Origin of the sequence: Ruminococcus sp. AF31-8BH (assembly GCF_003460605.1) — a bacterium.
GTDB lineage: Bacteria > Bacillota > Clostridia > Lachnospirales > Lachnospiraceae > Blautia_A > Blautia_A acetigignens.
In genome coordinates, this window is the sequence record NZ_QTVN01000023.1 from 1 (window position 1) to 25,667 (window position 25,667).

Annotated in this window: 23 protein-coding genes and 2 pseudogenes; 17 read left to right on the forward strand and 8 right to left on the reverse strand. The window is 42.8% G+C overall.

Features of this window, described 5'->3' with window-relative positions:
* Nucleotides 1-932 (reverse strand): annotated as a pseudogene (locus DWZ38_RS23000) (hypothetical protein); the annotation flags it as partial.
* Between the two features lie 186 nt (nt 933-1,118).
* On the opposite strand from DWZ38_RS23000, the gene DWZ38_RS20185 reads away from it, so the two are divergent.
* The gene (locus DWZ38_RS20185) at nt 1,119-2,186 is read left to right on the forward strand and encodes a P1 family peptidase (protein ID WP_117855011.1); all 1,068 of its coding nucleotides are present in this window, start codon (nt 1,119-1,121) and stop codon (nt 2,184-2,186) included.
* Between the two features lies 1 nt (nt 2,187).
* On the opposite strand, the gene DWZ38_RS20190 is transcribed toward DWZ38_RS20185, so the two are convergent.
* Nucleotides 2,188-4,158 carry a sigma 54-interacting transcriptional regulator gene (locus DWZ38_RS20190; RefSeq protein WP_178105392.1) on the reverse strand — a complete coding sequence of 657 codons (1,971 nt, stop codon included), beginning with the start codon at nt 4,156-4,158 and terminating at the stop codon, nt 2,188-2,190.
* 192 nt (nt 4,159-4,350) lie between these two features.
* Between DWZ38_RS20190 and DWZ38_RS20195 the strand changes: the two genes are divergently transcribed.
* The 14 genes from DWZ38_RS20195 (at nt 4,351) to DWZ38_RS20255 (ending at nt 17,943) form a co-directional block, all read left to right on the forward strand.
* Nucleotides 4,351-5,139 (forward strand): M55 family metallopeptidase, encoded by a 789-nt coding sequence (locus DWZ38_RS20195; protein ID WP_117855016.1) that lies wholly within the window; start codon nt 4,351-4,353, stop codon nt 5,137-5,139.
* 43 nt (nt 5,140-5,182) lie between these two features.
* Nucleotides 5,183-6,274 (forward strand): M20/M25/M40 family metallo-hydrolase, encoded by a 1,092-nt coding sequence (locus DWZ38_RS20200; protein WP_117855019.1) that lies wholly within the window; start codon nt 5,183-5,185, stop codon nt 6,272-6,274.
* Between the two features lie 98 nt (nt 6,275-6,372).
* The gene (locus tag DWZ38_RS20205) at nt 6,373-7,113 is read left to right on the forward strand and encodes a gamma-glutamyl-gamma-aminobutyrate hydrolase family protein (RefSeq protein ID WP_117855022.1); all 741 of its coding nucleotides are present in this window, start codon (nt 6,373-6,375) and stop codon (nt 7,111-7,113) included.
* A gap of 129 nt (nt 7,114-7,242) precedes the next feature.
* Entirely contained in the window at nt 7,243-8,553 is a 1,311-nt protein-coding gene (locus DWZ38_RS20210) for a CapA family protein (protein WP_178105393.1), read from the forward strand.
* The gene (locus DWZ38_RS20215) at nt 8,546-10,243 is read left to right on the forward strand and encodes a M20/M25/M40 family metallo-hydrolase (RefSeq protein WP_178105394.1); all 1,698 of its coding nucleotides are present in this window, start codon (nt 8,546-8,548) and stop codon (nt 10,241-10,243) included. The genes DWZ38_RS20210 and DWZ38_RS20215 overlap by 8 nt, the downstream gene beginning before the upstream one ends.
* A gap of 72 nt (nt 10,244-10,315) precedes the next feature.
* Entirely contained in the window at nt 10,316-11,647 is a 1,332-nt protein-coding gene (locus tag DWZ38_RS20220) for a C69 family dipeptidase (RefSeq protein ID WP_117855030.1), read from the forward strand.
* A complete protein-coding gene (locus DWZ38_RS22540) occupies nt 11,574-12,026 on the forward strand; it encodes a hypothetical protein (protein ID WP_178105395.1) in 453 nt (150 codons plus the stop codon). Before DWZ38_RS20220 ends, DWZ38_RS22540 begins: the two co-directional genes overlap by 74 nt.
* Nucleotides 12,026-13,351 (forward strand): site-specific integrase, encoded by a 1,326-nt coding sequence (locus DWZ38_RS20230; RefSeq protein ID WP_117855034.1) that lies wholly within the window; start codon nt 12,026-12,028, stop codon nt 13,349-13,351. Before DWZ38_RS22540 ends, DWZ38_RS20230 begins: the two co-directional genes overlap by 1 nt.
* A 313-nt stretch (nt 13,352-13,664) precedes the next feature.
* A complete protein-coding gene (locus DWZ38_RS20235; RefSeq protein ID WP_117855036.1) occupies nt 13,665-14,678 on the forward strand; it encodes a hypothetical protein in 1,014 nt (337 codons plus the stop codon).
* 3 nt (nt 14,679-14,681) lie between these two features.
* Nucleotides 14,682-15,863 (forward strand): site-specific integrase, encoded by a 1,182-nt coding sequence (locus DWZ38_RS20240; RefSeq protein WP_117855038.1) that lies wholly within the window; start codon nt 14,682-14,684, stop codon nt 15,861-15,863.
* A 608-nt stretch (nt 15,864-16,471) separates the two neighbouring features.
* Complete coding sequence (locus DWZ38_RS22545; RefSeq protein WP_178105391.1) at nt 16,472-16,645, forward strand: hypothetical protein; 174 nt, start codon at nt 16,472-16,474, stop codon at nt 16,643-16,645.
* Nucleotides 16,646-17,160: 515 nt separating this feature from the next.
* Nucleotides 17,161-17,448: a hypothetical protein gene (locus DWZ38_RS20245; protein ID WP_117855041.1), complete on the forward strand. Its 288-nt coding sequence runs from the start codon at nt 17,161-17,163 to the stop codon at nt 17,446-17,448.
* Nucleotides 17,438-17,659, forward strand: coding sequence for a hypothetical protein (locus DWZ38_RS20250; RefSeq protein WP_117855043.1), 222 nt, complete (start codon nt 17,438-17,440; stop codon nt 17,657-17,659). Before DWZ38_RS20245 ends, DWZ38_RS20250 begins: the two co-directional genes overlap by 11 nt.
* A 2-nt stretch (nt 17,660-17,661) precedes the next feature.
* Nucleotides 17,662-17,943 carry a DUF4160 domain-containing protein gene (locus DWZ38_RS20255; protein ID WP_117855045.1) on the forward strand — a complete coding sequence of 94 codons (282 nt, stop codon included), beginning with the start codon at nt 17,662-17,664 and terminating at the stop codon, nt 17,941-17,943.
* A gap of 317 nt (nt 17,944-18,260) precedes the next feature.
* On the opposite strand, the gene DWZ38_RS23205 is transcribed toward DWZ38_RS20255, so the two are convergent.
* The 6 genes and pseudogenes from DWZ38_RS23205 to DWZ38_RS20280 all read right to left on the reverse strand — a co-directional run bounded on the left by DWZ38_RS23205 (nt 18,261) and on the right by DWZ38_RS20280 (nt 22,696).
* Nucleotides 18,261-18,479 carry a transposase domain-containing protein gene (locus DWZ38_RS23205; RefSeq protein WP_278309205.1) on the reverse strand — a complete coding sequence of 73 codons (219 nt, stop codon included), beginning with the start codon at nt 18,477-18,479 and terminating at the stop codon, nt 18,261-18,263.
* A pseudogene (locus DWZ38_RS23210) lies at nt 18,465-18,845 on the reverse strand (transposase); the annotation flags it as partial. The gene DWZ38_RS23205 and the pseudogene DWZ38_RS23210, both read right to left, overlap by 15 nt.
* A gap of 133 nt (nt 18,846-18,978) precedes the next feature.
* On the reverse strand, nt 18,979-20,040 hold the full coding sequence (locus DWZ38_RS20265; RefSeq protein WP_243000435.1) for a tyrosine-type recombinase/integrase: 1,062 nt from the start codon (nt 20,038-20,040) through the stop codon (nt 18,979-18,981).
* Entirely contained in the window at nt 20,033-20,794 is a 762-nt protein-coding gene (locus DWZ38_RS20270; protein ID WP_178105396.1) for an IS3 family transposase, read from the reverse strand. The genes DWZ38_RS20265 and DWZ38_RS20270 overlap by 8 nt, the downstream gene beginning before the upstream one ends.
* Complete coding sequence (locus tag DWZ38_RS20275; protein WP_117855052.1) at nt 20,791-21,474, reverse strand: helix-turn-helix domain-containing protein; 684 nt, start codon at nt 21,472-21,474, stop codon at nt 20,791-20,793. Before DWZ38_RS20275 ends, DWZ38_RS20270 begins: the two co-directional genes overlap by 4 nt.
* A 100-nt stretch (nt 21,475-21,574) precedes the next feature.
* A complete protein-coding gene (locus tag DWZ38_RS20280; RefSeq protein ID WP_117855054.1) occupies nt 21,575-22,696 on the reverse strand; it encodes an AraC family transcriptional regulator in 1,122 nt (373 codons plus the stop codon).
* A gap of 234 nt (nt 22,697-22,930) precedes the next feature.
* On the opposite strand from DWZ38_RS20280, the gene DWZ38_RS20285 reads away from it, so the two are divergent.
* Together DWZ38_RS20285 and DWZ38_RS20290 are read left to right on the forward strand one after the other, a co-directional pair.
* A complete protein-coding gene (locus DWZ38_RS20285) occupies nt 22,931-24,094 on the forward strand; it encodes a hypothetical protein (protein ID WP_117855057.1) in 1,164 nt (387 codons plus the stop codon).
* Between the two features lie 62 nt (nt 24,095-24,156).
* Complete coding sequence (locus tag DWZ38_RS20290; RefSeq protein ID WP_117855060.1) at nt 24,157-25,665, forward strand: sugar ABC transporter ATP-binding protein; 1,509 nt, start codon at nt 24,157-24,159, stop codon at nt 25,663-25,665.
* Nucleotides 25,666-25,667 lie beyond the last annotated feature (2 nt).

A 25,667-nucleotide genomic window follows, 5' to 3' on the forward strand; every position in this document is an offset into this window, starting at 1 on the left:
AAAAGCACTTTTGATACTTTGTAATCAGGAAGGAAAGATCTCATTCGAAAAAAGGCCTGAAGGAATCCATGCGGATCATGTGTTGAAGCACAGGAATAATGGGGAAATACCGGGAGATCACTCTGTGAATCGACCAGCATATATAAATCATATCCATGATAGAAGCAGTCGCGAGAGGAATCCCAGCCGATGTCACAGTCAGGCTGAGAAAAGTAACGGTCACAGTTACAGTCAAAGATGCCATTTTCCTTACATTTGCATATGCGTTTTTTGCGTTCCCTGTGGGAAGTGGCAACAGGAGTCCCATCACCGGCAAGGGCGAGATTATCCTTATGGATCAGGCCCTTTTTCACGGAGACATCCAGAAATTCTTTCTGATAGATTTTAAAAAGAGAAGCGTAAGGCTGGTCATCGAGGGAAAAAGAAGTCTTTTCCAGTTGGGGAAGAAGCTCAGCAACGGTTATTTTTTCAACTGAAGGAGCTTTTTCTCCTTTTGCATCTGGCTTTTTCACTTTTGTTTTCAGCGGATGGATATGGGGTGACATATGGGGATCATCAGAATCCCATAAGCGTTTCATAAAATCATAAAAGGTGCCAACACCTGGAGTGTCACCAACCCGAAAACCACTGAGGATAGCGAAAAGAGGATTCATCTTAAGCTGCGCAGCCCATTCGGTGATAGAGGAAACTTTAAAATCAATGGATAACAGGTAAGAACGCTGCATACAGGAAGGAATTCTTGGAGCTGGGCCAAACTTGGAATATTTATCAGCTAAAAGGACATTTGTATCCGACAGATCAAGATGCCAAAAGCGTTCAATGATATCCCAGGTGGAACGAGTAAGGGCATTTGGATCAGGATAATATTTACGAAGATTTTCAACAACAAAGTTCTGGTAGTCAGCATGACTGCCGCAATTAACAGGTAACAAGAAAATCGCCTCCAATCGAAAAATGTACTTTTGATCAAGGGCGCGAAGCGCCGCATTTTTCGGTAGATTTGTCAAGCGATTTTTGCAAAAAAGTGGGGGATTTTATAAAAAAAGGGATCTGAAAGTCTTGATTTTACTGGGCTGAAGATTCCGAGAGATTATTATAAAAGATAAGGAGGAAACAGAATGAAACAGAAAAGAATCAGCGATTACGGATATCGGATCGGACACCATGAAAGCGGGCCGCGAAGCAAAATTACGGATGTACCGGGGGTGCGGGTAGGCCATACGACGGTGGAAGACGGAAATCAGCATACCGGTGTGACGGTGATTGTACCGGGAGAGGGGAATCCGTTTCTAAAGAAATACCTGGCGTCTGCTTACGTGCATAACGGTTTCGGAAAAACATGCGGTCTTGTACAGATACAGGAACTCGGAACTCTCGAAACGCCCATTGCCCTGACCAATACACTGAATGTCGGAAAAGTGGCGGATGCCATGATTTCATGGATGATACAGCAGACCAAAAAAGAAGGGGAAGATGTTTTCTCCATCAATCCGGTTGTCGGAGAATGCAACGACTCGAGGATCAATGAGATTGGGAACCGGGTAGTGGGGGAAAAAGAGCTGTATCAGGCACTGGAGCAGGCGGATACAGACTTTGCGGAAGGAGCTGTCGGTGCCGGAACAGGAACGATCTGTTATGGACTGAAAGGGGGAATCGGATCGTCATCCCGCACGCTGGTACTTGATGGAAAAACATATACCATCGGTGTACTGGTACAGTCGAATTTCGGGGCAACCAGAGATTTGAAAATCAGTGGAAAACCGGCAGGGGAGAGGATCCTGGAACAGATCCGGAAAGAAGAATGCGGAAGCAGCGCCGAAGACCGGGGATCCATCATGACGGTTCTGGCGACGGATCTTCCGGTATCGGAGCGGCAGTTGTACCGGATCATCCGCCGCTGCGGAGTCGGAATCGCCAGAACGGGAGCCTATACCGGTCACGGAAGCGGTGAAATCATGATCGGATTTACAACGGCAAACCGCGTGGATACAAAGAGTACATGTGAAGTGGAAGCGTGCGCCCGGATAAAAGAAGAAAAAATCAACGAGGCATTTGAAGCTGCGGCAGAGGCTGCGGAAGAAGCAATCCTGAACTCTATGGTAACCGCAAAGGAAAAAAGAGGCCTGGACGGAGCCAGATACCGCAGCCTTGCCGAGTTTCTGGAAAAACCGGGATTTCTGGAATAAATCATTTTTCCAGAACCATACGCCCCAGTTCAGAGATTTCGCATCCGCCCTTTGTGCGGTGCACGATGAGATAACCGGCGGAAGAAAGCTCTCCTAGCACGGTGCGCAGAGCCGCTTCGGATACAAAGGTTTCTCCGTCGGCCAGTCCGTTTTTGATGGCCAGGCGGCCTGCTTTCGGATGCATCGATACGAAAGAGAGAACCTGATATTGAAGATCGGTGAGGGAAACATCAGCCATCTGGCGGGAGCGGAGGTACGTCGGCAGGTCGGAAAGCTGCAGCTTATGACTGTTGTACCGGGTAAACAGGCTGCAGGACAGATTGTACAGCTCATGAATATTTCCGGGGTACGCATACTCCTTCAAAAAGCGCAGAAGCCCTTCCGAAAAGATCCGGTCGCAGGTCATATCGGAATTGTGGAAAAACTGAAGCAGAAAGTAATTGAGAAGATCGGGAATATCCTCCCTGCGTCTGCGGATCGGGACGGTCTGAAGCTCCGAAGCACTTAAAAGATGAAAAAGCTCCCGCAGGAAGGTTCCTTTTTCTACTTTTTTGTAAAGGTTATCATCTGCAATGGCAATGATCCGCACATCGAAACGGTGTGTTTCCGGTGCGGAAAAGAAATTTCCATAAACATTGGTAAGAACATTGACCAGCAGATCCTGAATGGCAAGCGGGAAACGGTCCACCTGGGAAAGAACGAGTGTGCCATGGTTGGTTTCGGCAAGGAGCCGGAGCAGGGAGGCTTCGGTCAGATTATTTCCCGGAGAGTGAAGAACGGAAAACGGATAATGGTGGCGGCGCGAAAAATTGTGGATTGCACGTGCGAGTGTCCGGCGCTGTGTACCGCTTTCCCCCTGGATCAGAATCGGAAAATCAAAAAGTGCAAGATGTCTGACCTGCGTCATCAGATTCTGGACGGAATCTGCGTGGGAAAGGGAAAGAGAAAATGTACGGGAGGAAGCAAAAAAAGTGCTTTCTTCCGTTTTTTCTTCTTCAGCTGCCGGTGCCTCCGTGGATCTGCCCCCGGGAAGAAACGCAAGGAAAACAGGCTCTGTATCCGGAAACACCATAGAAAGAACGCTTAACGTAATCTGTGTCTTCTGATCCGAAAGGAGAATGGTCCAGTCGCCGTTGCGGTCGAAAGCAGTATCTGCGTAGGCAGGCGGAAGACATTCCGAAAAAGGCTGCCCTTCAAAATTGGAGGAGGGAAGAGAGAAGGCATGTGCAAATTTAGCGTTCATAAACTGAATGCGGCCATCCGCGCCAAACAGACAGACGCCAACGGGAAGAGAGAACAGGATCACCTGCATGAGCTGTTCGGTCTGCACATAATTGGTATAGTAGGTTTCTGAGGTCTTGACGGTGTGAAGAATCTGATTGACGTAATTGCGCGATACACGGTTTACGGTCTGCAGAGGAATGTTGAAATATTCGCAGAGCTGTAAAATAGTAGAAATATCGATGATACGGTTGCCGATATCCAGCACATTCGGAATGCGGGAAGGAACGAGCTGCGGCTCGCCGGCGGTAATGGCAAACTGAATGTCAGACTCGGTATCCTTGCATCCGGGATAAAACGGAACAAAGTCATATTGTGTGATGCCGCATTCCTCAAGCTGGGAAATGATATCGAGAGTGGAGGATTTATCGTCGTTTACCAGATAGACACGTTCATGCGGCGGAATCTGAATGATTTTATCCAGAAACATATGGTTGAAGACACGGTCGCAGGCGAGCTGCAAAATGGAGGAGTCGATGGTAAGCGGAAAGGTTTCCAATGCACGGGCGGTTGGAAAAAGGACGCACTGGTATCCCCGGAAGAGAGAGGGGTCTGTGGCCTGTTCCCTTAAAAGGGTATTGAAGGTGAGATATTCACCGAGCACGGAGTGAAGATAAGACTGAAATTCGGAAAGCATTCGTTTCCGGGAAGAAATGATCAATACGTTGCCAAGTTTTTGCGTTCTGTTCATAAAGGATCCTCTTTTCCTGCTAAAAAGTGGTAATGGGTTAAAAATTAGGATAATTATACCATTTTTGACGAAAATAAACAACCTAAATGCAAAAATACAAAAAAGAAAAGAAAAAAACAGGAAGAATGCTTTGACATAGTGACGCATTACATCTATAATTCCGATTAAGCAAAGGGGCTGTAAAAAAAAGTTATCAGTGCAGACATCGAGGGCTGTGCCGGAGTGGCACTGACCGATGAAACACATAAGAAGGAAAGCGTATACCAGAGATTCGCAGAGGAGATGACCGAAGAGGTCGTTGCGGCATGCGAAGCAGCGCATGAAGCGGGCGCGGATGAGATCGTTGTAAAGGACGGTCACGGAGATGCATCTAACATTGACCCGCTGAAAATGCCGGAATATGTCACCCTGATCCGGGGAAAGAGCGGTCATCCGTATAATATGATGTATGGCATCGATGACAGCTATGACGGTGTGTTGTATCTTGGATACCATGCACCGGCAGGAGATCCGAATTTTTCGATCAGTCACACATCGACAGGAAACAGCCTGTATATCCATCTGAATGGAAAAGTGATGAGTGAGTGCATGCTGAACAGCTATACGGCAGCATCACATCACGTACCGGTGCTGTTCCTTTCCGGAGATGAAGAGATCTGCCGGCAGGCCAAGGAACTGGTTCCAGGCATTACGACGGTGGAAACGAAGCATGGTGTCGGTGCGGCAACATGGTGCAAAGCGAAAGGAAAGGTGATTTCCGAAATCCGGAAAGGGGTAAAAAAGGCAGTTGCCGGACAGAAAAAAGAGTGCCAGGTGGCCCTTCCTGAGCACTTTACGTATGAGGTAACCTACAAAGACTGGAAAAAAGCGTACACGATGTCGTTTTATCCGGGAATGCAGAAGGTAGATACCTTCACAAATAAGCTGGAGACAGACCGCTGGATGGATATTGTCACAGCACATTGCTTTGTTGTATATTAAAAATATAAATCTGACAGAAACCCAAAGAAAAGAGGATAAAACAATGGATATAGAAATGTTTGGTAAGCTTTCCGATGCATTTGGACCAAGTGGATTCGAGGAGGATGTCATCCGTACCATCGCAGATTACTGCAAAGAGTTTGATGTGGAAAATGACGCAATGAATAACCTGTATGTGCGGATGCCGGGAACAGAGAAGGATTCCCGTCCGGTCATCCAGCTGGATGCCCATCTGGACGCATGCGGTTTCATGGTACAGAATATCCAGGACAACGGATGCCTCGGCATTATCATGCTTGGCGGCTTCCACCTGACCAGCCTTCCGGCACATGCGGTATGGATCCGCACCAGATCCGGAAAGATGGTACATGGTATTATCTGCGCGAAACCGGTTCATTTCATGACAACAGCAGAACGCAACAGCCAGACTCTGGAAATTGAAAAAATGTATGTGGATGTCGGAGCAACCAGCCGCGAGGAGGTTGAAAATGTTTTCGGAATCCATATCGGCGATCCGATGATGCCGGATGTGACCTTTGAATACGATGCAGAGCATGAAATCTGCTTCGGAAAAGCCTTTGACAACCGTGCCGGCTGCGCGTGCATCGTAGATACGATGAAACAGCTGGAAAAGGAGCAGGCTTCTCTTGCGGTTAATGTTGTCGGCGCCTTTGCAGCGCAGGAGGAGGTCGGAACCCGCGGTGCAGTGGTCACGAGTCAGATCGTAAAACCGGACCTTGCCATTGTATTTGAGGGATCTCCTTCCGATGACTTTTTCATCAGCGCAGGACAGGCACAGGGATGCATGAAAAAGGGTGTTCAGATCCGTATTCTGGACAACAGCTATATTTCCAATACGCAGTTTATTGCACTGGCTGAGGAAGTGGCAGCAAAATGCGGCATCAAATACCAGGAGAGTGTAAGAAGAGGCGGAAGTACAAACGCAGCAAAAATCAGCGTGACAGGAAAAGCAGTTCCGTGTCTGGTGCTTGGTGTTCCATCCCGCTATGCGCACAGCCATTATAATTTCTGTGCAAGAGAAGATCTTGAAGCGGCAAGTGCGATGGCAGCAAATGTGATCCGGGCATTGGATGAAGAAAAAATCCGTCATATCTGCCATCAGGATGTACTGTAAAAAAATCGGATAACGAAAGAAAAAAGAATGCCGGAAGCGGGTTCACAGGAAAGGTGAAGCCGTTTTCGGCATATCTGGTAAAAAAGGAGAGTTTACAAGTGAGAAAACCGATCATTGGAATCTTGGGAAATACGTATAAAACACAGCCGGGACTTTTTTCAAGTGCGGAGAGAATGTATGTCAACAGCGATTATATCGAATCAGTTCTGAACAACGACGGAATTCCTATGGCAATTCCGGCAGTTGCCATGAAAGCGGATCCGGAAGGCATACTTGCTGTGTGCGACGGAATTCTGGTTCCCGGCGGAGAGGACTTAAATCCGTGGTATTATGGAGAAGAGCCAAAACCGCAGATCCAGACGATCCGTCCGGAGATCGACGAGGCCTGGTTTGCACTTGGACGGGCAGCAAAAGAGATGGGAATGCCTATGCTTGGCATCTGCAAAGGAATTCAGTTTTTAAATGTCCTGTGCGGCGGTGATCTGTACCAGGATATCTATACACAGAAGGAAACTACAATTCTGCATCTGCAGTCCCTGGAGCGGTCGTATCTGCATCACCATGTGGAAATTAAAGAGGGAACCCATCTGGCAGAAATTCTCGGGGCAGGAACCCATGCGGTAAACTCCATGCATCATCAGGCAGTCCGCACGCCGGGAGAGGACATCGTGGTTTCAGCAACGGCGCCGGATGGAACCATCGAGGCGATAGAAAGCCGCAACGGACAGATTGTGGCTGTACAGTGGCATCCGGAAGGGCTGATCCACTCAGCGCCGGAGATGAACCGCCTTTTTGCGGATCTGGTAGAAAGAAGCAGCAGATACAGAGAGAAAAGGTAACGATTTGGAACCATGTAAGAGAAAAGAAAAACCGGGATGGGACTTTTGAACCGTTACGAAAAAATAAGAATGGATAAAGATGCGATTCCAAAAGCAGAGAGCAGGAATCGTTCGGGAGGCAAAAAAAGAATGAACAGAACAATAAGAGTATCGGCGGCAGGTGATATTCTGATTATGAAACGGCTTCTGCCGGGATATCAGGATGTTTTGCCAATTCGCGAATTTCTGATGCAGGGAGAGGTTCGGATGGCGAATCTGGAAACGACGATATCGGACGGCAGCTGTTACGCATCGGCGTATTCCGGCGGAACATGGCTGACGGCAGATGCGAAGTGTCTGGAAGATACCCTGCGTTACGGTTTTAATTTTCTTGGGATTTCGAATAATCATACGATGGATTATTCCTACGAAGGACTGGCATCTACGATCAGCGAACTGAAAAAAAAGGATGTGGCATATGCCGGAGCAGGCAAAAATCTTTACGAAGCATCGCGTCCTGCCATTCTGGACACAACAGCGGGACAGATTGCGGTGATTGATATCTGTTCTACCTTTGAGAATGCAGCCAGGGCGGGAAGCCAGACGGAACGGCAGCCGGGCCGGCCGGGCTTAAATCCGCTGCGTTTTTCGGAAAAATATACCATTACGGAAAAACATGCGCAGGATCTTGCAAAGATTGCAGAGGTGACCGGAATCAACGGACTGCGGGATCTGCACCGGCAGGAGGGATTTATCGCTCCGCTTCCCGAGGGTGTCATGGAATTTGGCGGGAAAATGTTTGAAATCAGCAAGGACGGAACAGAGGGAAGAAGCTCCAGCCCGAATCCGATCGATGTGAAACGCACCGTCGATGCAATCCGGGAAGCGAAGATGACATGTGAGGCAGTCCTGGTTATGGTACATTCACATGAAATCCGTAAGGACAATGACGAGGAAGCGGATTATTTTCTGGAGGAATTTGCGCACGCCTGCATCGATGCGGGCGCCAGCGCGGTGATCGGGGGCGGAACGCATCAGCCGAAGGGAATCGAACTGTATCATGACTGTCCGATTTTCTACTGTCTCGGAAATTTTATCTTTGAAAATCAGTATGTACGCCTTCTGCCTGCAGACTACATGGAAAAATATGGTCTGAATATTCATACAGCAGCATCCATCGGAATTGCCAGGCGGCAGGAGCAGTCCTCGCATTCTCTCTATGAAATTCCTGAGGTCTATCGGAGCGTGCTGCCGTATTTCGAAATCTGTCAGGAAAAATGCACACATCTGGAGCTGCTGCCGGTCGAGCTTGGTATGGACAGGGAAAATGCAGAAAAAAATATTCCGTATGTGGCAGACGAAAAAACAGCAGAAAAAATTGCAGAATATCTCACCCGCGTGAGCAGGAGATATGGAACAGAATGGGAATACAAAGAAGGAAGGATTGTACTTCATGCGTAAAAAATGGGAAATAGAAGACGAATACCGAAAGTTTTGCCGGAACAACAAAGAACTTGCGCTGCAGACGCTGCGGGAGCTGACACTGACCCCGACGGAAACGGGAAAAGAGGAGCAGAGAATCGCATACTGTGTGGAGTGGATGAAACGGCAGGGCATGGAATCGGTTCATACGGATGAGCTTGGAAATGTAATCTGGGAGTATCGGCCGGAACAGGAAAAGAAGGTTCTGTATACGGCGCATCTGGACACCGTGTTTTCGCTGGAGGAACCGCTGGAAATCAAAGAAGACGGAATGATCTGGCGTTGTCCCGGTATCACAGACGATACCGTGAATGTCGTGATGCTTCTGATGGCGGCAAAATACGTTCATGAGACAGAGCCGGAACTTCCCTGTGGTCTGATTTTTGCAGCGGATCTGGGAGAAGAAGGGCTTGGCAATCTCTGCGGCGTCCGCGCACTTGTCGACCATTATGAAGAAAATCTGTGCGGAATGGCAGCCTTTGATCTGTATCGGGATAAAATGTATCCCATCTGCATCGGATCTGTCCGATATCGGATTTCGGCAAAAACAAAGGGCGGTCATTCCTTTCTGAATTTCGGAAGAAAAAATGCCATTGCAGAGCTTGCGGGCCTGATCGGAGAGCTTTACCGTTTTCAGACGGATGCAGCATCTCATACGACATACAATGTGGGAAAAATAGAGGGAGGAACCTCCGTCAATACGATTGCGCAGGATGCCTCCATGCTGTTTGAATTCCGTTCGGAAGATTACCGGAGTCTGGAAGCCTGCGAAACATATCTGGAGGAGACCATAGCAGCACGCCAGAGTGAGGAGGTACAGTATTCCTGTGAGCTCGTCGGAAAGCGGCCGTGCGCAAGAGAAACCGATCCTGTCCAGATGGCGCGTATGACGCGGTGTGCACAGAAAACGCTGAAGGCAGCCGATGGGGAAGAGCCGGTATGCTCCGAAGCATCCACAGACTGTAATATCCCATTGTCGCGGCATATTCCTGCCATCTGCGTTGGTTTCTGCCGGGGCGGGGGAGCACATACCAGAGAAGAATGGCTCGATGCCGCCAGCGTAGAAGATGGCATGTGTGCAGCAGCAGCACTCGTATGCCGGCTTCCCTGGATGTGCTGTGAGAGCAGAATCGTTGTAAGGGACGGGATAGAGGATCAAAAAGAGAGAGAAGAAATCCGGCAGCTGCTGGAGCTGTGCGATCAGGATTTTGTTCCGCCGCTTTCCCACCGCAACAGTACATCCCAGACGAACTGGGCCGAGACAGAAGAAAAGACGGATGGAATTGCAGAATATCTGGAGAATATCTGCAGTCAGCATGTGGTGCTGTGGAAGGAAGAGGGAGTTGTGCGGGCCTTTATGACCTGGAAGGATCATTTTAACTGTGAGAATCTGGAAGCATATCCGGATTCCTGCTATCTGACCACCCTCTGCGTCTGGCCGGATTACCGGGGACAGGGAATTTCGGAGGTAATGTATGCAGAAGCAGAAAAGGACATCGCGGCAAAATTTCCGGGAAGCCGGATTACTCTCCGTACCTGGTCTACAAACGGGGCACAGGAGCATATTTTGGACAAACTGGGATATGGTCTTGTCAGGCGGCTGAAGGATGACCGGGGAGAAGGAATTGATACGGTTTATTTTGTAAAAAAGGAAGAAAACGACAGATAACATGGTGCTTGCAAATCGCAGCTTATAGTGTCATAATCGGAAGCATAAGACAGCAAAAGGAGGGCTATAGCTATGCCTTGTACAACCATTTTAGTTGGAAAGAAAGCATCGTATGACGGTTCCACCATGATCGCGCGAAATGACGATTCCGGTGCGGGTCATTATACATCGAAAAAATTTGTGGTGATTCACCCGGAGGAGCAGGCGAGAACATATAAAACCGAGATTTCTCATCTGACCATCGAGCTTCCGGACAATCCGATGCGGTACACTGCAGTGCCAAATGCAGAAAAAGGCGAGGGTGTCTGGGCAGCAAGCGGCGTAAATGCAGCGCAGGTCGGTATGACTGCGACCGAGACAATCACATCGAATCCGCGTGTGCTGGGGGCTGATCCGCTTGTTGTTTATCAGCCGGCGGAAGACGGAAAAGAAGAGGTTCCGGGCGGAATCGGCGAGGAGGACCTTGTTTATATTGTTCTTCCTTATATTAAAAGTGCCAGGGAAGGTGTCAAAAGACTGGGCAGTCTGCTGGAGCAGTATGGTACATACGAGATGAACGGCATTGCATTTCAGGACCACGATGAGATCTGGTGGCTGGAGACGATCGGCGGCCATCACTGGATGGCAGTGAAAGTGCCGGATGACCATTATGTAGCCATGCCGAACCAGCTTGGCATCGACCATTTTGATCTGGAGGATGCACTCGGCGAGCAGAAGGAATATATGTGCTCAGCGGATTTGAAAGAATTTATTGAAACATATCATCTGGATCTTTCTATGGACGGAAATTTTAATCCGCGCGATGCCTTCGGAAGCCACGACGATTCCGATCACGTTTACAATACACCGCGTGCCTGGTTCATGGAGCGCTATCTGAACCCGCACACGAAAAAATGGGACGGACCGGATGCCGATTACACACCGGTATCCGATGATATTCCGTGGATGATGGTTCCGGAGAAGAAGATCACCGTAGAGGATGTGAAATATGTACTGTCCTCCCACTATCAGGGAACACCGTACGACCCGTATGCCGCATACGGCGATAAATCATGGAAGGGAGCATACCGCTCCATCGGTGTCAACCGGACCGATTTCCTTTCTGTCATCCAGATGCGCCCGGATCACAAAGGAGACAACGGCATTCTGCAGTGGATTGCGTTTGCGTCAAATGCGTTCAATGTGCTGGTTCCGTTCTACACCGATGTGACGACAACACCGGAGTATCTTTCCAACACAACGGGAGAGGTTTCCACAGATAACTTCTACTGGGCAAACCGCATGGTGGCAGCAATGGCAGATGCGTCCTATAAGTCTTCTATCTTCCACATTGAGCGGTATCAGGAAATTATCTGGTACCAGGCAGAACCGTATCTTAAAGATCCCTTCTTTTATTTTCCATGAACTTTCCAAGCGTAAGAAAGAAAATAAACTGATTCTCGCAAATCAACCATCTGATTTTAAACAATTTATCTGTCTTGGGTCAACCGCAAGAATCAAATCCATTGAAACCTTTAATTCTGCTTTAAAACGTGTATCCATCGCGCCCAGCCTTCCAGTCGTCCGAATGGGTGATCTCCGTTATATGTTTGCACAGTTCCTTGTAAATCAGGATTTTTCCATGGAAGCGATATCCGCTATTCTCGGCCATACGAAACTGAGTACCACACTAAACTTCTGCAGTATGTTCCCCAATGAAGAGCCAAAGATTGGCACAGTTATTGGTGATTCCTTAGATCCGTTTTTAAGAACCAGAATACCAGGATACAAAGGAGCATACTGATGAGCAGAAAAAAGACCTATCCAATACCTGATGTAAACAAGACATTTTTTTATGGCAATGTTGTTTCTGGAAGATCTATGGGGGATGTGGTATATTTGAAATCCAGAAAAAACTATAGTTTCCGTCTTTTCCTTATTTTTGAGTCAGGTAATACAAAAATAGTACAACGCAGCGGCTATCCCGACAAGATACTTACCCGGCAGAAAAGGGATGAGACACTTATGCAGATTTCCAAAGGAACCTTTGTTTCATTTTCTTATTCCGTCAGAGAATTTTATGATTACTGGCTGTATTACCATATGATCCATGATAAACATATTACTTACAATACTTTTATCATGTACCGCAATCTCATAATGAACTATATCAATCCTGTTATTGGTGCTAAATGGCTAAATAAACTAAAAAGGGAAGATCTGGTAAAAGTCTTGCATAAAATTTCCTCTAAAGATCTGCAGCGGACTGCCATCGGTATGATCACCGGTTCATTACGTTATGCCCAAAGCCACAATTACCTTCCGTACAATATATACGATGGACTTTCTGCTGAATTAAGGCGAAAAAATATCTCTACCATGACCAGGAAGCGCAGCTCACCAGTTTACTCGATTGAACAGATTTCCCATCTTTTGTGCCTCTGCCGGGAAAAGGAGCCTCAGCTGTATCTTCCCATGCTCCTGGCTGCCACCGCCGGATTACGGATATCAGAAATTATCGCCCTGCGGTATGAGAACATTGATTTCCTTAATAAAAAAATTTCCGTGGAACGGCAGCTAGGAAGAAGCATATATCCCAACGAACAGTCTTCGAATAGACCTGTCCTTTCGCAAGAACTTAAACTAAAAACAAAAAGAAGCAGACGGACTGTAGAACTTGCTGATTTTGTCCTGGAAGAGATCCTGTTTGAGCGGCAACGCTATGAGAAGCACAGGACCGAAAATCCATCTTTTCTGGATCTTGGATATCTCTGCTGCCGTGAAAATGGACAGTGTTACCACCGGAGCTTTTATGCGAAAGCCTATAACCGGCTGACCGAACAGTGTGATTTTCCAAGGCTTCCCTGGAGAAAGTTCCGTAACAGTTATGCAACCATCCTGGCAGGATATAAGATCAATATGAAAACAATTTCTGAATGTCTTGGACATTATAGCCCGGATTTTACCAGCAAAGTCTATGTAGCAACAAAAAATCTGAGCGCATACGATATCTCCGAAGCAATAGAAGAGTATGTTTCTGCCAATTACCTTCTTCCGGATGATTACGACCCCAAAATACTTTTTCTTCCGGATGACTCTATCTATAAAAAATGGTTCTTTATTAAATAGGCACTTCCTTTGAAACAAATTATTCTCATGAGACGCATAATGTAGCTATTGCATTGTGCGCCTTTTCTTTTATCCCATGAACAGTTAATTCCAGTCAGATTGTCCTTTTATCAAGTTTTAAATGTTTTCTTACAAAAACAGACCATATTTACCAAAATCATACATATTATAATTAGGAACATATATTTTTTGCAGAACAAAACGACCATTTTCAGACATATTTATGATGAAGACAACACATTTTCCTGCCTGGGCAGCCTGCCGCAGATCACCCTTAAACATTTTGTCTTATATAATTTTTCAGGAGGATTTTATGAACCGAACAGAAGACGTATTTTTATCACATGAACATTTATGGAGCTATCGCACCAGAACAGTAGACCCTAATTCGCTAACAATCCGTTCCGTTACCCATAACGGCATTTTGCAGCACAGTACGGCTGAAACACTTTGCGAAGAAGCAGCACGTATTTCTACAAAGGAACTTGTGGAATTGAAAAATGCCAACCATTGCCCTTTTACTTTCAACGAATACCTGAGCTATTATTTTTATAAAATATACCTTGCATATAATTGCAGCGAAAATGCAATTATAAAGAACCGCTGGATCATCCGCAACATAATCGATCCCAACATTACAACAGATCCGCTTCTTCACAACGTCGATGCAAAATATCTCAAAGATCTGATCAATGCCTGCAAAGCCTATTGTGAAGGTACCGAATATGCCGTAGCCAAACTGCTGCAGCTTTTTTCAAATGATATATGGAAACACGGAGAAGTCAGCTGCAATCCCGCACCTTCACCTGCCGCTTATAAAAAGCCCCAAACAACCGTATTACTCTATACCAGCGAACAGCTTAAAATTTTTCTGAATGCGGTATACAGCAGTTCCTGCCCTCACCGTCTGGAATTCCTTCTTGCCTTGTTCTGCGGCCTGCATACAGGAGAGATCCTTGGCCTTACCTATAAAGACTTCACTCCCTGTACCCGTGTGCTGGAAATCCATCACCAGTATATCAAAAACAAGCAGCCATCCCCAGATGCTTCCAGCTACATTTATAAGCAGTTGGATATGGAAAGGATCCGGGATTTTCAAGTCCCTGATTTTATTGGTGAAGAACTCGTCCGCCGCCAGCAGGAAAAAAAGCTAAAATCCATTACCAGAGAGAATGGGCTCCCGTCCATCACAATGAGTGACCTTAGTAATATGTTCGTATGGTTCCTGATTCAAAAAAACTGTTCCCTCGAAAAAATACGTTATTTAACCGGCGGTGTCCAGATCGGTCCTTTTTTAGTCGATGGAACTCACGGAAAGGAGAATTAGCAAATGGCTCAGGCTACAAAAACAAATGTGAAATACAAGAATGCTTTTTTCTACGGCAAAATGCAGTCTGCAAACCTCCCGTCAAATCCAACTTACATCAAAAGCCGTGGACGGTATTGTTACCGCATAAAATGTACTTTTGAATCCGGAAAGGTTCTGACCGTGCAGACAAAATATCACCAAACAAAAGAAGAAGCACTGGCTATGTACCCGTTTTATAAACAGCAGGCGGAAGAGAAGCGGATTCCCGTCTTTAAATGTACCGTAAAAGAATTCCAGTCCTTCTGGCGTCATGCCCTTGATTATAACAAAAGTTATCATAGCCTTATCAAAAAATACATTATTCCCGTTCTGGGCGATAAACGCATAAATGATGTAACCACAGACGAACTGATAAAGATCCTGAAAGAGACCGAGATCCCTGATACCCAAAACTTTCCGATGGAAAAATATTCTATGTTGTATGATGCAGTATCCAGTTTCTTTCGGAATGCCATGGAATTATACTGTGCAGGACAGGACAATGGTACGGCTGCTGCCAATGCCATAAGATCCAGTGGGCTGAGAATTTGGGACGGTAGTGTTTCTTACGATACTTCCGAAGCTTATTCTTTCCAGCAGCTTTTGCAGCTACTGAAGATTTCCAAATGGAATGCCCCAACGCTTTATCTTCCCATGCTCCTGTCCGCCACTGCTGGCCTGCAGATTGCAGAGATTGTTCGGATTCATTTTGATGATATCGACCTTGATAATCATTGCCTTGATCTGCCGAGGACTCACAAAGACTACAACGGTCCCCGTTCCAATATCGTATTGTCCAGGGAAAATACCAAAACAGTATACCTGCCAGATATTATAATGAACGAAATCAAAAATCAGGAAAATCGTCTAAAAGCACTACAGGAGCAGGATCCGGAATTTAATCCATTCCGGTATCTGATCTGGAGCCAGAATGGGAAACAACAGCAGGAGAATTTTATCAAGAAACCTTATGAACGTATCCTGTCCAAATGCTCCTTTCCTGCATTTCCATGGAGGAGCTTTCTAAAGATACGTTTAACAGACAAAGAGATAGACGAATTAGAAGATTCTTTAGGGTATGAGACTCCCATGAACTCTGGTGCCTGCGAGATTCCCATTGATAAGCACGATCTTATGGATCTTACAGGAACAACATACTTTTGAAAATACGGCATAGTCAGCTTACCCGGCTATGCCGTATTTTATTACCAATGAAGATCATCCATCTCCGATGCAGGCAGATACAACGCACAAATTGAGTGACCAAAACTGTTTTTCTTTCCATGTCAGGCAAAAAAATATCTGTTTTTCAATAGGGCTTTCTCTATTTTTGTGACCAAACTGGTTTATAATTGTATGCCCAAGCTAAAAACACTTGAATTTCTTCCATATTGAGTGACCACGGCTGGCTTCTGATCCTATCGCAAGCTAAAAAAGCCTCTTTTTCTAAAATATTTCCAACATGATTCTATATTCAAGCCGATTTTGCAAACAAAGCTTGCGCTTCCCTTACCTCCTGTTATATAATAAAAAATACTGTTAACGGGCATTATATGGAAAATAGCTTTGCATTTTCTAAATAGTGAAGCTGTTTTTCACTAAAAAAGTGACCAAACCCACTTTTTAGCCCCATAATGAGCTAAAAAATAGGGCTTGTTTTTACAGATTATCAATAAGCTCTAAATCAGGCAGATATTCTATGGCAACAATCTATGTTTTGCAAACCCTGCCGCCTTTATTGTAAGATATATACAAAATACGAAAGGAAAACTATGAGAAAATTAGCACTAAGTGATGAAATTTTACTTAAAGTTGATAAGGCTGCAAGATACATTGGCGGTGAAGTCAACTCCATAATGAAGGATAAAAAAGAGGTGACCACCCGGGTCGCATTTTGCTTCCCGGATGTCTGTGACATACTATTTCCACTTTTTACTTTCTGTTAGTATATAGCAATATTTCGTGTTGTCTGGTACGAAATTTTAGTGCCTTTTCGTGTTATTTGGTACCAAACGTTACGAAATGATACGCTGATCAAAGACCATTTTTGACCATATTTTAAAACAACTTTTGACTAAACTTTTTATTTCAATACCCCCTTCATTGTAGCATTATCGTACACTAAAACAGCGGCTTTTCTGAATGAAAAAATAGCCGCTTCATGTCTCCGCAATCCGCATAAAATCTGGGAAATTCCAATTTTAATGTCAAAATAACAGTCTGCACTCAGGTCATGTCGAATCTGTCCAAAATCTCAAAGGGCAGTCTACACTCTCAGATAGAGATTTCAAAGCAGAACAGAAGTGCATTTTGCTTTCCTAGAAATTGTTCATATTATCTCAAACTATAAAAAAATTACTTTCCTTCAGTACAGATTTTCCGCCTACTACTAAGAAACTGAATGACAACAGTAATGAACAATGCTATAATATGTTCATAAAAAATCGGAGGTGTCTGACGGATGAATGTACAAAAAAAAGAAGATTGTGCCGTTTTAAAAAGCGATCATCAGTATACGATTTTCATCTTTAGAAATCAAGTGATTCGCTTTGTAACTTCTTCGAAATTAGAAAAATATACAAGTATTAAAGAATGGGATCATGGATACCTGGTCGTAACTGCAAAATATAAAAACCTTAATGAAATGGAAGAGTATATCGATCTGATACCAATCTTGCAAAATTTATATTATGATGTAGATGAATTTTTAAATCCGATCAAGGAGGTTCGCATTGACTATGCAGCTTGATATAAAAAATGTAGCCGATAAAGCAGACATGATTATTAATGGTTATGCTTTTACGCAGGAAAACAAATATATTCGTGTTCTTAATCTGAATCAGTTAAATCATGCAGCCGTAATTTATAATGATAAAATTGTTGAAACGAACATGGACGATATCGAAAATCAAATTGTATTAGATTATTATTTAAATAACAAACAATTTATGGAGGAATAGCCGTGCCCAAATATTATGAATTTAAAGTGTGCGGTTATTACCTGTATTATACCGCAAGCTGTGTGATCGAAGCAATGCATGTACATGCAAGTGATAGAAAATTGACCGAAGCCGATTCAGCTAAATTTTTTGTAAAAAGTAACGGTGATACCACGGTGGAAAAGCAGGGAACTCTTACAGAGCGTGAAGTACGCAAAATAAGAGCCTTTATAAAAGAACATTATAAAGAAATGTACCTAAAATGGATGGAATTATCTGACACTGGATTTTACGGAGAAAAATAATATCATTATTATGATTTTTGTGTAGTAAAATAATGAAATATTATTATAGATGGGCAGGTCTGTTTTTGACCTGTCCTTTTGTAGAATACAAATTATTTTATGTTTTTTGATTATAAGAAAGGGAACAATTTGTACATGGTAAATAATATTGAAGAAAATTATCCTAATTTAACATGGGCGCAGTTCGCTATATGCAATGATGATGCAACAGGTGCCTTTGAAGTAAATCCTCAAACATGAGTACTAGGTATCAAAAATCCCCGCATTTTAGCGAGGATTGAACAGATCTTTACAGAATAGATATGAACATTGAAAAATTAAGACTTTTTGTATCGGCTGAGACATTCCTTTTGTACTCTGGGTGACCATGGAAGAAGATCATCAATAAAACTGAGATCTTTGTCATCCATATGCTCAGGAATCTCAGTGAGCAGCAGATTGAAATATTCAAAAGTATTTATCATGTTCGCTTTTGCCGTTTCAACCAGACTGTAGAGGATTGCACTAGCCTTTGCACCGTTGGAAGATTCAATCATTACGAAGTTTTTTCTACCAATTGTGAAGGGCCGGATTGCCTGTTCTGCATAGTTATTATCCATTGGGATATGTCCATCGGATAAAAACACACGAAGATACTCTTCCTGATTTATGCTGTAAGCAAGAGCCCTGCCAATGGTACTGTTATGGGTTACCTGGGAATACTTTTGTTTTGCCCATGCGAAATAAGCATCCACTTTTTCTGAAAGAACAAGCTGACGTTGCTTTTTACGGTCTGTAGCAGGGAGGTCATCAAAGGTATTATCGATGTGCATGATCTCTGTGATCATGCTGTATGCTTCCTGCGCAAGCGATCCTTTGGCAGTGTCCTGCCCGACAGACTTTATGAATTCTGCAAAAGGTCTTCTGGCATGAGACTTATTCGAGAACTGGAATAAGGTCCATTATCCCAGAAGTATTGTTATTCTAGGAGAACTGCCAACATCAGCGTAAATCGGCAGTTCTCCGCTTTAAATCCCGAATAACAATAACTACTTTTCACCTTAAGAATTGCGGTATGTTACTTTTGCCATTAGTGTTCTTAAAATGAGAATTATCCTTGAGAAACCATTTGTCATTCCACGATTTAAGCTGTTTGTTCATGGTATCCTGCGTTATCTCTGTATATATCTGAGTAGTCTGCAAGGATACATGCCCAAGAAAGTTTTTAACCACAATAAGCGGAACCCCTGCTTCAAGCATATGGGTGGCAGTAGTGTGCCTCATGGAATGTGGCGTGTAATTATGTTTGAACATTTCAGGATACTCTCGTTTTGCCTTGTCAATGTACTTGGAGTATATTTCCTCAATACAGGAAACGGACATCTTCTCATGTGTCTGACTTGAGAACACATGCCGCTCTCTATCATTGATTATTCTACGATGTTCAATATATTTCTTCAACATATTTGAAGCATCACATGGAATACCTATGCGGCGCACCTTTTGACCTTTACCATGTATGTTGATACCGGCTCTATCAGGATAGAACTGTATGTCCCCAACTGTCAAATCACATACCTCCTGTGCTCTCGTCCCGCTAGCATACATAAAACACAGCAAAGTCTTGTCTCTTAATCCGATTTCATTACTTGAATTGGGTAATTCGAATAGAGTTTTGACTTCATCCCTTGTGAATGAGCTTCTGCCTTTGCGAGGCACTTTCTTCTTTGGAACTTTTAGTACACAGTTTCTGAAAGTAACTGCTGAACCAAAATCTCTATTCTGTGCATATATAGAGAATGCTGCAATAGCAGAGAGCCTCTGGTTTCTGGTGCTGACACTGCAGCTACGCTCTGTTTCTATCCAGCTTAAGAACTCCATGATCAACTTATCATCAAGGGTACTGAACTCCACTTTATCAGAGGGAATACCTTTTACTGTATATAAGAATTCCATAAGTATCGGATATTGTGTCGGGGCTTCCGCCGATAATGCTTCGCTTCGTACTTCCAGTGGCGTTTTGCAATGGAATCTTTCCTGCAGTCTTTCTTCGGCATAAAACTTTATATATTTGTCGATTGCCGAACGTAAAGATACCTCGTCGGTTATCTTATACATAATACATCTCTGATTTGATAATCCCCCACAATCCTTCAGTAGGACCATTATCAATGCAGTGTCCAACACGGGACATAGACTGTTCCATGCCTTGTTCACGAAGCCTTTTCTGAAATATTTTACTCGTGTACTGAAAACCTCTGTCAGAATGAAAAATCGGCCTGGCATCCGGATTATCTTTGAGAGCCTTATCGTATGTGTCAAACACGAGCTTATTGTCATTTCTTCCGCTTATGACATACGCAACTGGAAATCGATCATATAGATCAATGATGACACTGAGATATAGTTTCCTGCCAGTCTCAGGAACCTTGAATTCCGTAACATCCGTAGCCCATTTCTCATTAGGTTTCGTTGCATTGAATTCCCTCTTCAGCTTATTTTCCGCTGTTGTCTCCGGTCTGGACGACTGGTATTTCTTTTTTTTACGGATAATAGAATGAATTCCCATCTTCTTCATGATTCTGTGAACTCTGTTTTTGCTGTAGCTGGTGTGATTGAAATGGTTGATCCAGCTTGTCATCCGCCTGTATCCCAAGATATGTCCGAATCGCTCGTCATACTCCTTCATCAGTTCTGCCAGTTTTGTGTTTTCGGATTCCTGCTCTGGAATTGTCCGGTGCAGCCATTTATAGTAAGCAGCGTGTGATATGCCCAATTGTTTGCACATCCAGTTGATACTCCATTGCTTTTTTTCGTAAAAATATTTTATTGCCTGATATTTTGATTCAAACCGTAGTTTTCCAAGCCTCACATCTCTTCGAATTCCTTCACTTTTTTTAACAGTTCCACCATCATATCTTTTTCTTCAAGCTGGCGTTTTAGTCGCATGTTCTCCCGGCGCAGCCGCTCCAGTTCATCAACTTCATCATCCGTTTTGTGGCGTCCACGTTTATCGGATAGACCATCTTCTCCCGTAATATCATATTTTCTGACCCATGAATACACCTGGCTATAAGAAACATCATATAGATACGCTGTTCCTTTATAATCCCGGTTATGGGTAATACAGTATTCAACGATTTCCTTACGTTCAGCTAAAGTTGTCTTTCTTCGTGCTTCTGCCATATAGACCTCCCTCTTGGGATCATAGTCCCTAAGTTCTCTATTGGCATTATACAACGAAATCCAGTTTTGTAGTGTTGCATGTGCAGGAATTCCATATCTGGCGCATAAATCGGTAACCGATCCTTCCCCGTTGATATACTTTCGAACCATTTCAATTTTAAATTCACTGGAATAGGAATGGTTAGCTGTAACAGAGCAGAGGGCTTCTATGCCCCCATTTTGATATGCCAGTATCCAGTTTCTTATAGTTCGTGTACTTTTTATAGATAAATCTATCATAATTTCAGAGACAGAACGTATTCCATTCAGATAATCCTCAACAGCAGAAATTTTTTCTTCAACCCTACACTTGGGTTTTCTTCCCATAAAAATACCTCCAAAGCAGATTTTGGTTATTTACCTTATCTACTTTAGAGGTATCATATCAATATGAGTGCTTTTTTGTGAATACGGTACTCGGTTTTTATTAAATTATTTTGTTTTTTCTAAATTCATTTGGTGTAAATCCAGTTCTTTTTTTAAATAAACGAACAAAATGATCATAACTGTCGTATCCAATTTCAAAAGCAATAGCACTTGGCTTTTTGTTTGTAGTCAGGAGCAGATTTTCTGCCGTATCCAGTCTGATTTGTGTCAGGATAGAAGTGAAATTACTTCCTGTCATTTTTTTAATCATTTTGCTTAAGTATGCAGAGTCGTAATGAAAATGTTCAGCTAAAGAATCCAGAGAAATAGTATTATAGTGGATACGAAGATACTGTAAAATTGCAGGAAACACCTGAACCAAACGATTGCTGGCATCTGATTTTTTTTCTGCAATACTGGCAGAATAAATCATAGAAGCTCGATTGAGTTCTGTACAAAGAATCTGAACATAGTTGCGTATAATTGATTCGGAATGATTGTCTCTGTTGCACATTTCTATCATTAAATGCTGAAAAATACTGTGAACATGCTCTGGATGCAGTATTTTAAATTGCATAATACCATCTTTTGCTTCATAAATTGCGTGTTCAAAAAACTCTATCATTATATCATCTGTCCGCATTGTAGAAAAGAATGACTTGGTAAAATTTGATTTATCCAGAAAGACGTTGAGAACGATGTCATCACGTTCTGTTTCCAGATAAATATTCATATCAGAAGAAAGTAAAATAACACTTTCTGCTTCAAGAGTATCTGACCATTTTCCTATAGTTGTATGGCAGGAGCCCTTCAATACATATATTATCCGTACACTATTGCTGGGTTGCCGTTCATGCTCCGGATGGTCTAATGTTTGCATATAGTGTGGCTGTTTGAAAATATTTGTGGTCTTTCCATAATAATTCCGCTGTATATTTTCAACTACGTCATTGTCCTCGTTAACCATTACTGGAATAGGTATCCTGGCAAACAAATCCAGAAGTCCGGGCAGATCATTTAGATTCCATTTTGAAAAATCTGGAATAGAAGAAACTTGAAGAGATGTTTCTCCATGCTGCTTAAGATAAACCAGTGTTGCATAAAAACTTAGTACACTATGGTGCTCTTTGTAATAATTTTCGATAATGGATTCAACCTGTCCCATTGTTACATATTCGATCATTGCTCTTATGTCTCCTCACATAGTAAATGATGATTTAATTATAATCTATATAAAAAGATAATTCAAATATGTATTGGACAAATTGAACGATAAAAAAATAGAATAAAAAAATATGGCTATTTGACGAAAAAACAACAAAATAAATCGTGCTTTATAGGGGATTATAACAAAAAAGATTGCCTTGAAACTGCTATAGTTATATTAACAAATAAATAAAGAAAGAAGGAGCTTTATATGAGAAATTTAAAAAAAAGAATGATTGCTGCTACATCAGCAATGCTGATGCTTTGTCCAACGACTACCTGTATGGCAGCATCTGAAAACGGATCCATTATGCTTTTGTCAAATGTGTCTTCAGGTCCAACCTATGATGCATTAACGACCATTTTAAATGGAATGGGAAGTGAATTAGGATATGATATCAAGGTTGCATATGGAGATTCATTTAATGATCCTGCTGGTAATCTGTCAGCAGTAAAGAATGCCATGACAGATGATGTTAAAGCAGTAATCATGATGCAGGATGGTGGAGTTCAGAATATTATGGACGAGTATCCTGATTTATATGTAGCTGGATATACTACAGCAATGGATTCTGTATATACAAATGATGGAGCGTCTGTAGCAGTCAGAGATAATGATCATTTTCTTGGTACAGTTGCAGGGGATTATGTTGATGCAGGAAAAATTGGAGAAATGTTTGCTGAGAAGGTGATTGAAAATGGATATCATAAAGTCGGTACCATGATATTCCCTGTGTATGCATATCCGGAAATGGCTGAAAAGGATGCTGCATTCCGTAGTACGATCGATTCTTATAATGAGACTGTAGGGGAAGATGAGAAAATCGAAGTAGTTGGGGATGCTCATGTATTAGAATTTTCACCATTGGATGAATCTTACTTTATGGAAGAGGATCATTCTGATTTGGATTGTATAGCAGCATTCTGTGATCCTGGATTTGTGTACAGTGCTATGATAAATGCGCGTGATATGGGATTGATCAGTGATTCAACGAAACTATTTGCTGTAGGGTATCTGGACGATGAAAATTTTCAGGCTGATATTGGCGGAGAAGGCACAGTACAGATGATTTATACAGCTTCTCCGGAAAGCATTACATATTGTCTGGCTATGATTGACAACGCATTGAATGGTTTAAAATATACAGATCAGGATAAATACGAAGAAGTGGATAGTCCGCTGTATATCATAGACAGCGTTGAAGATATTGAGAATGTATCCACAAAAAGTTTGCTTGGTGTTGCGGATTTTGCAAATTGTGGTGTGACAGTAGATCAGATGAAGAATGTTTTACTTCGATTTAATGAAAATGCAACTTATAACGATTTAATGGATTTAATGAACTCTGACAGTATGACTGTGGACAGATTTTAAATATTAGAAAAATATTGGAAGGATTAGGAAATCCTTCCAATATTTAGGAAAGGATGTAAAACGTGAAAGAAAATGAAATTATCTTTCAGGCTATCAACATAAAGAAGGAATTTGATGTTACTGTTGCTCTGAAGGGAGCGGATATTACCCTTAAACGTGGTGAAATCAGAGGATTAATCGGTGAAAACGGATCTGGCAAATCTACAATAATGTCTATTGCAGCAGGAATGCAAAGTGCAACAAGCGGAGAAATGGTCTATAAAGGTAAAACATGGAATCCAACAAGTATGATTGATGCTAATCTTCAGGGAATATCGATGATCTTGCAGGAAGCAAATACGATTCCAGGTATTACCGTAGCTCAAAATATTTTTGCTGGACGTGAAAAAGAGTTTACATCACATGGTATTGTTCGAATAAAAAAAATGATTCGGGCAGCACAGGCATTGCTTGATAAGTATGAAATTGGGTATATTCATGCAGCGGATCAGATTGACAGATACAATTTTGAAGATAGAAAGCTAATTGAGCTGGTTCGCTGCATTAATGAAAATATAGAAATTCTGGTTGTTGATGAAACAACTACAGCACTTTCTCATAATGGACGAAATGTATTATATAAATTGATACATCAACTTGCAGAGGCTCATAAAACAGTTGTACTTATTTCGCATGACATTGATGAAATATTGGAACACTGTACGTCTTTGACTGTATTGCGTGATGGCGAGATTATGGGGGAACTGACCAAAGAAGATATGCAGAAGTCAGATATTGCCAATAAGATTCGTTATTTGATGATCGGGCGTGAAATGACAGGAGACTATTATCGCAGTGATTATGATAGCGTTTGTAGTGAAGTATCCAGGCTTAGTTTTCAGCATGTAACATTTGGAAGGATTAAAGATTTTAATCTGGAAGTTCATGCTGGAGAAATTGTAGGAATTGGTGGTTTATCAGGATGCGGAATGCATGAAATTGGAAGAGCTGGATATGGATTGGAAAAACTAATTGAAGGAAAAGTGCTTTGTGATGGAAAGATAGTAAAGTCGTGTAAAGATGCAATTAAATATGGAATTGGATATATTTCTAAGAATCGTGATACAGAGGCTTTGATATTAAATGGTTCTATACAAGATAATATTGTTCTTCCTTCGTTGCCGGATTTGCAAAAGGGTATTTATATATCAAAGAAGTCAGAACATATGTTGTCAGATAAAGAGATTGAACGTTTTCATATTAAATGTGCAGATGGAAATCAATGGGTAAATACTTTATCGGGAGGAAACAAGCAAAAGGTCTCTTTTGCAAAATGGACAGCCAAAGGTGCAAATATCATTATTATGGATTGTCCAACACGAGGAGTAGACGTAGGTGTGAAACAATTTATGTATCAGCAGATTATGGAAATGAAAAAGGCAGGAAATGCAATTCTGATGATTTCAGAGGAACTTACTGAACTGATCGGAATGTCAGATCGTCTTCTGATAATGAAAGATTTCGAAATATCTGGACAATTTAAGAGGTCTTCCGGGTTGAAACCGGCTGATATGATTAATTATATGGTGTAAGG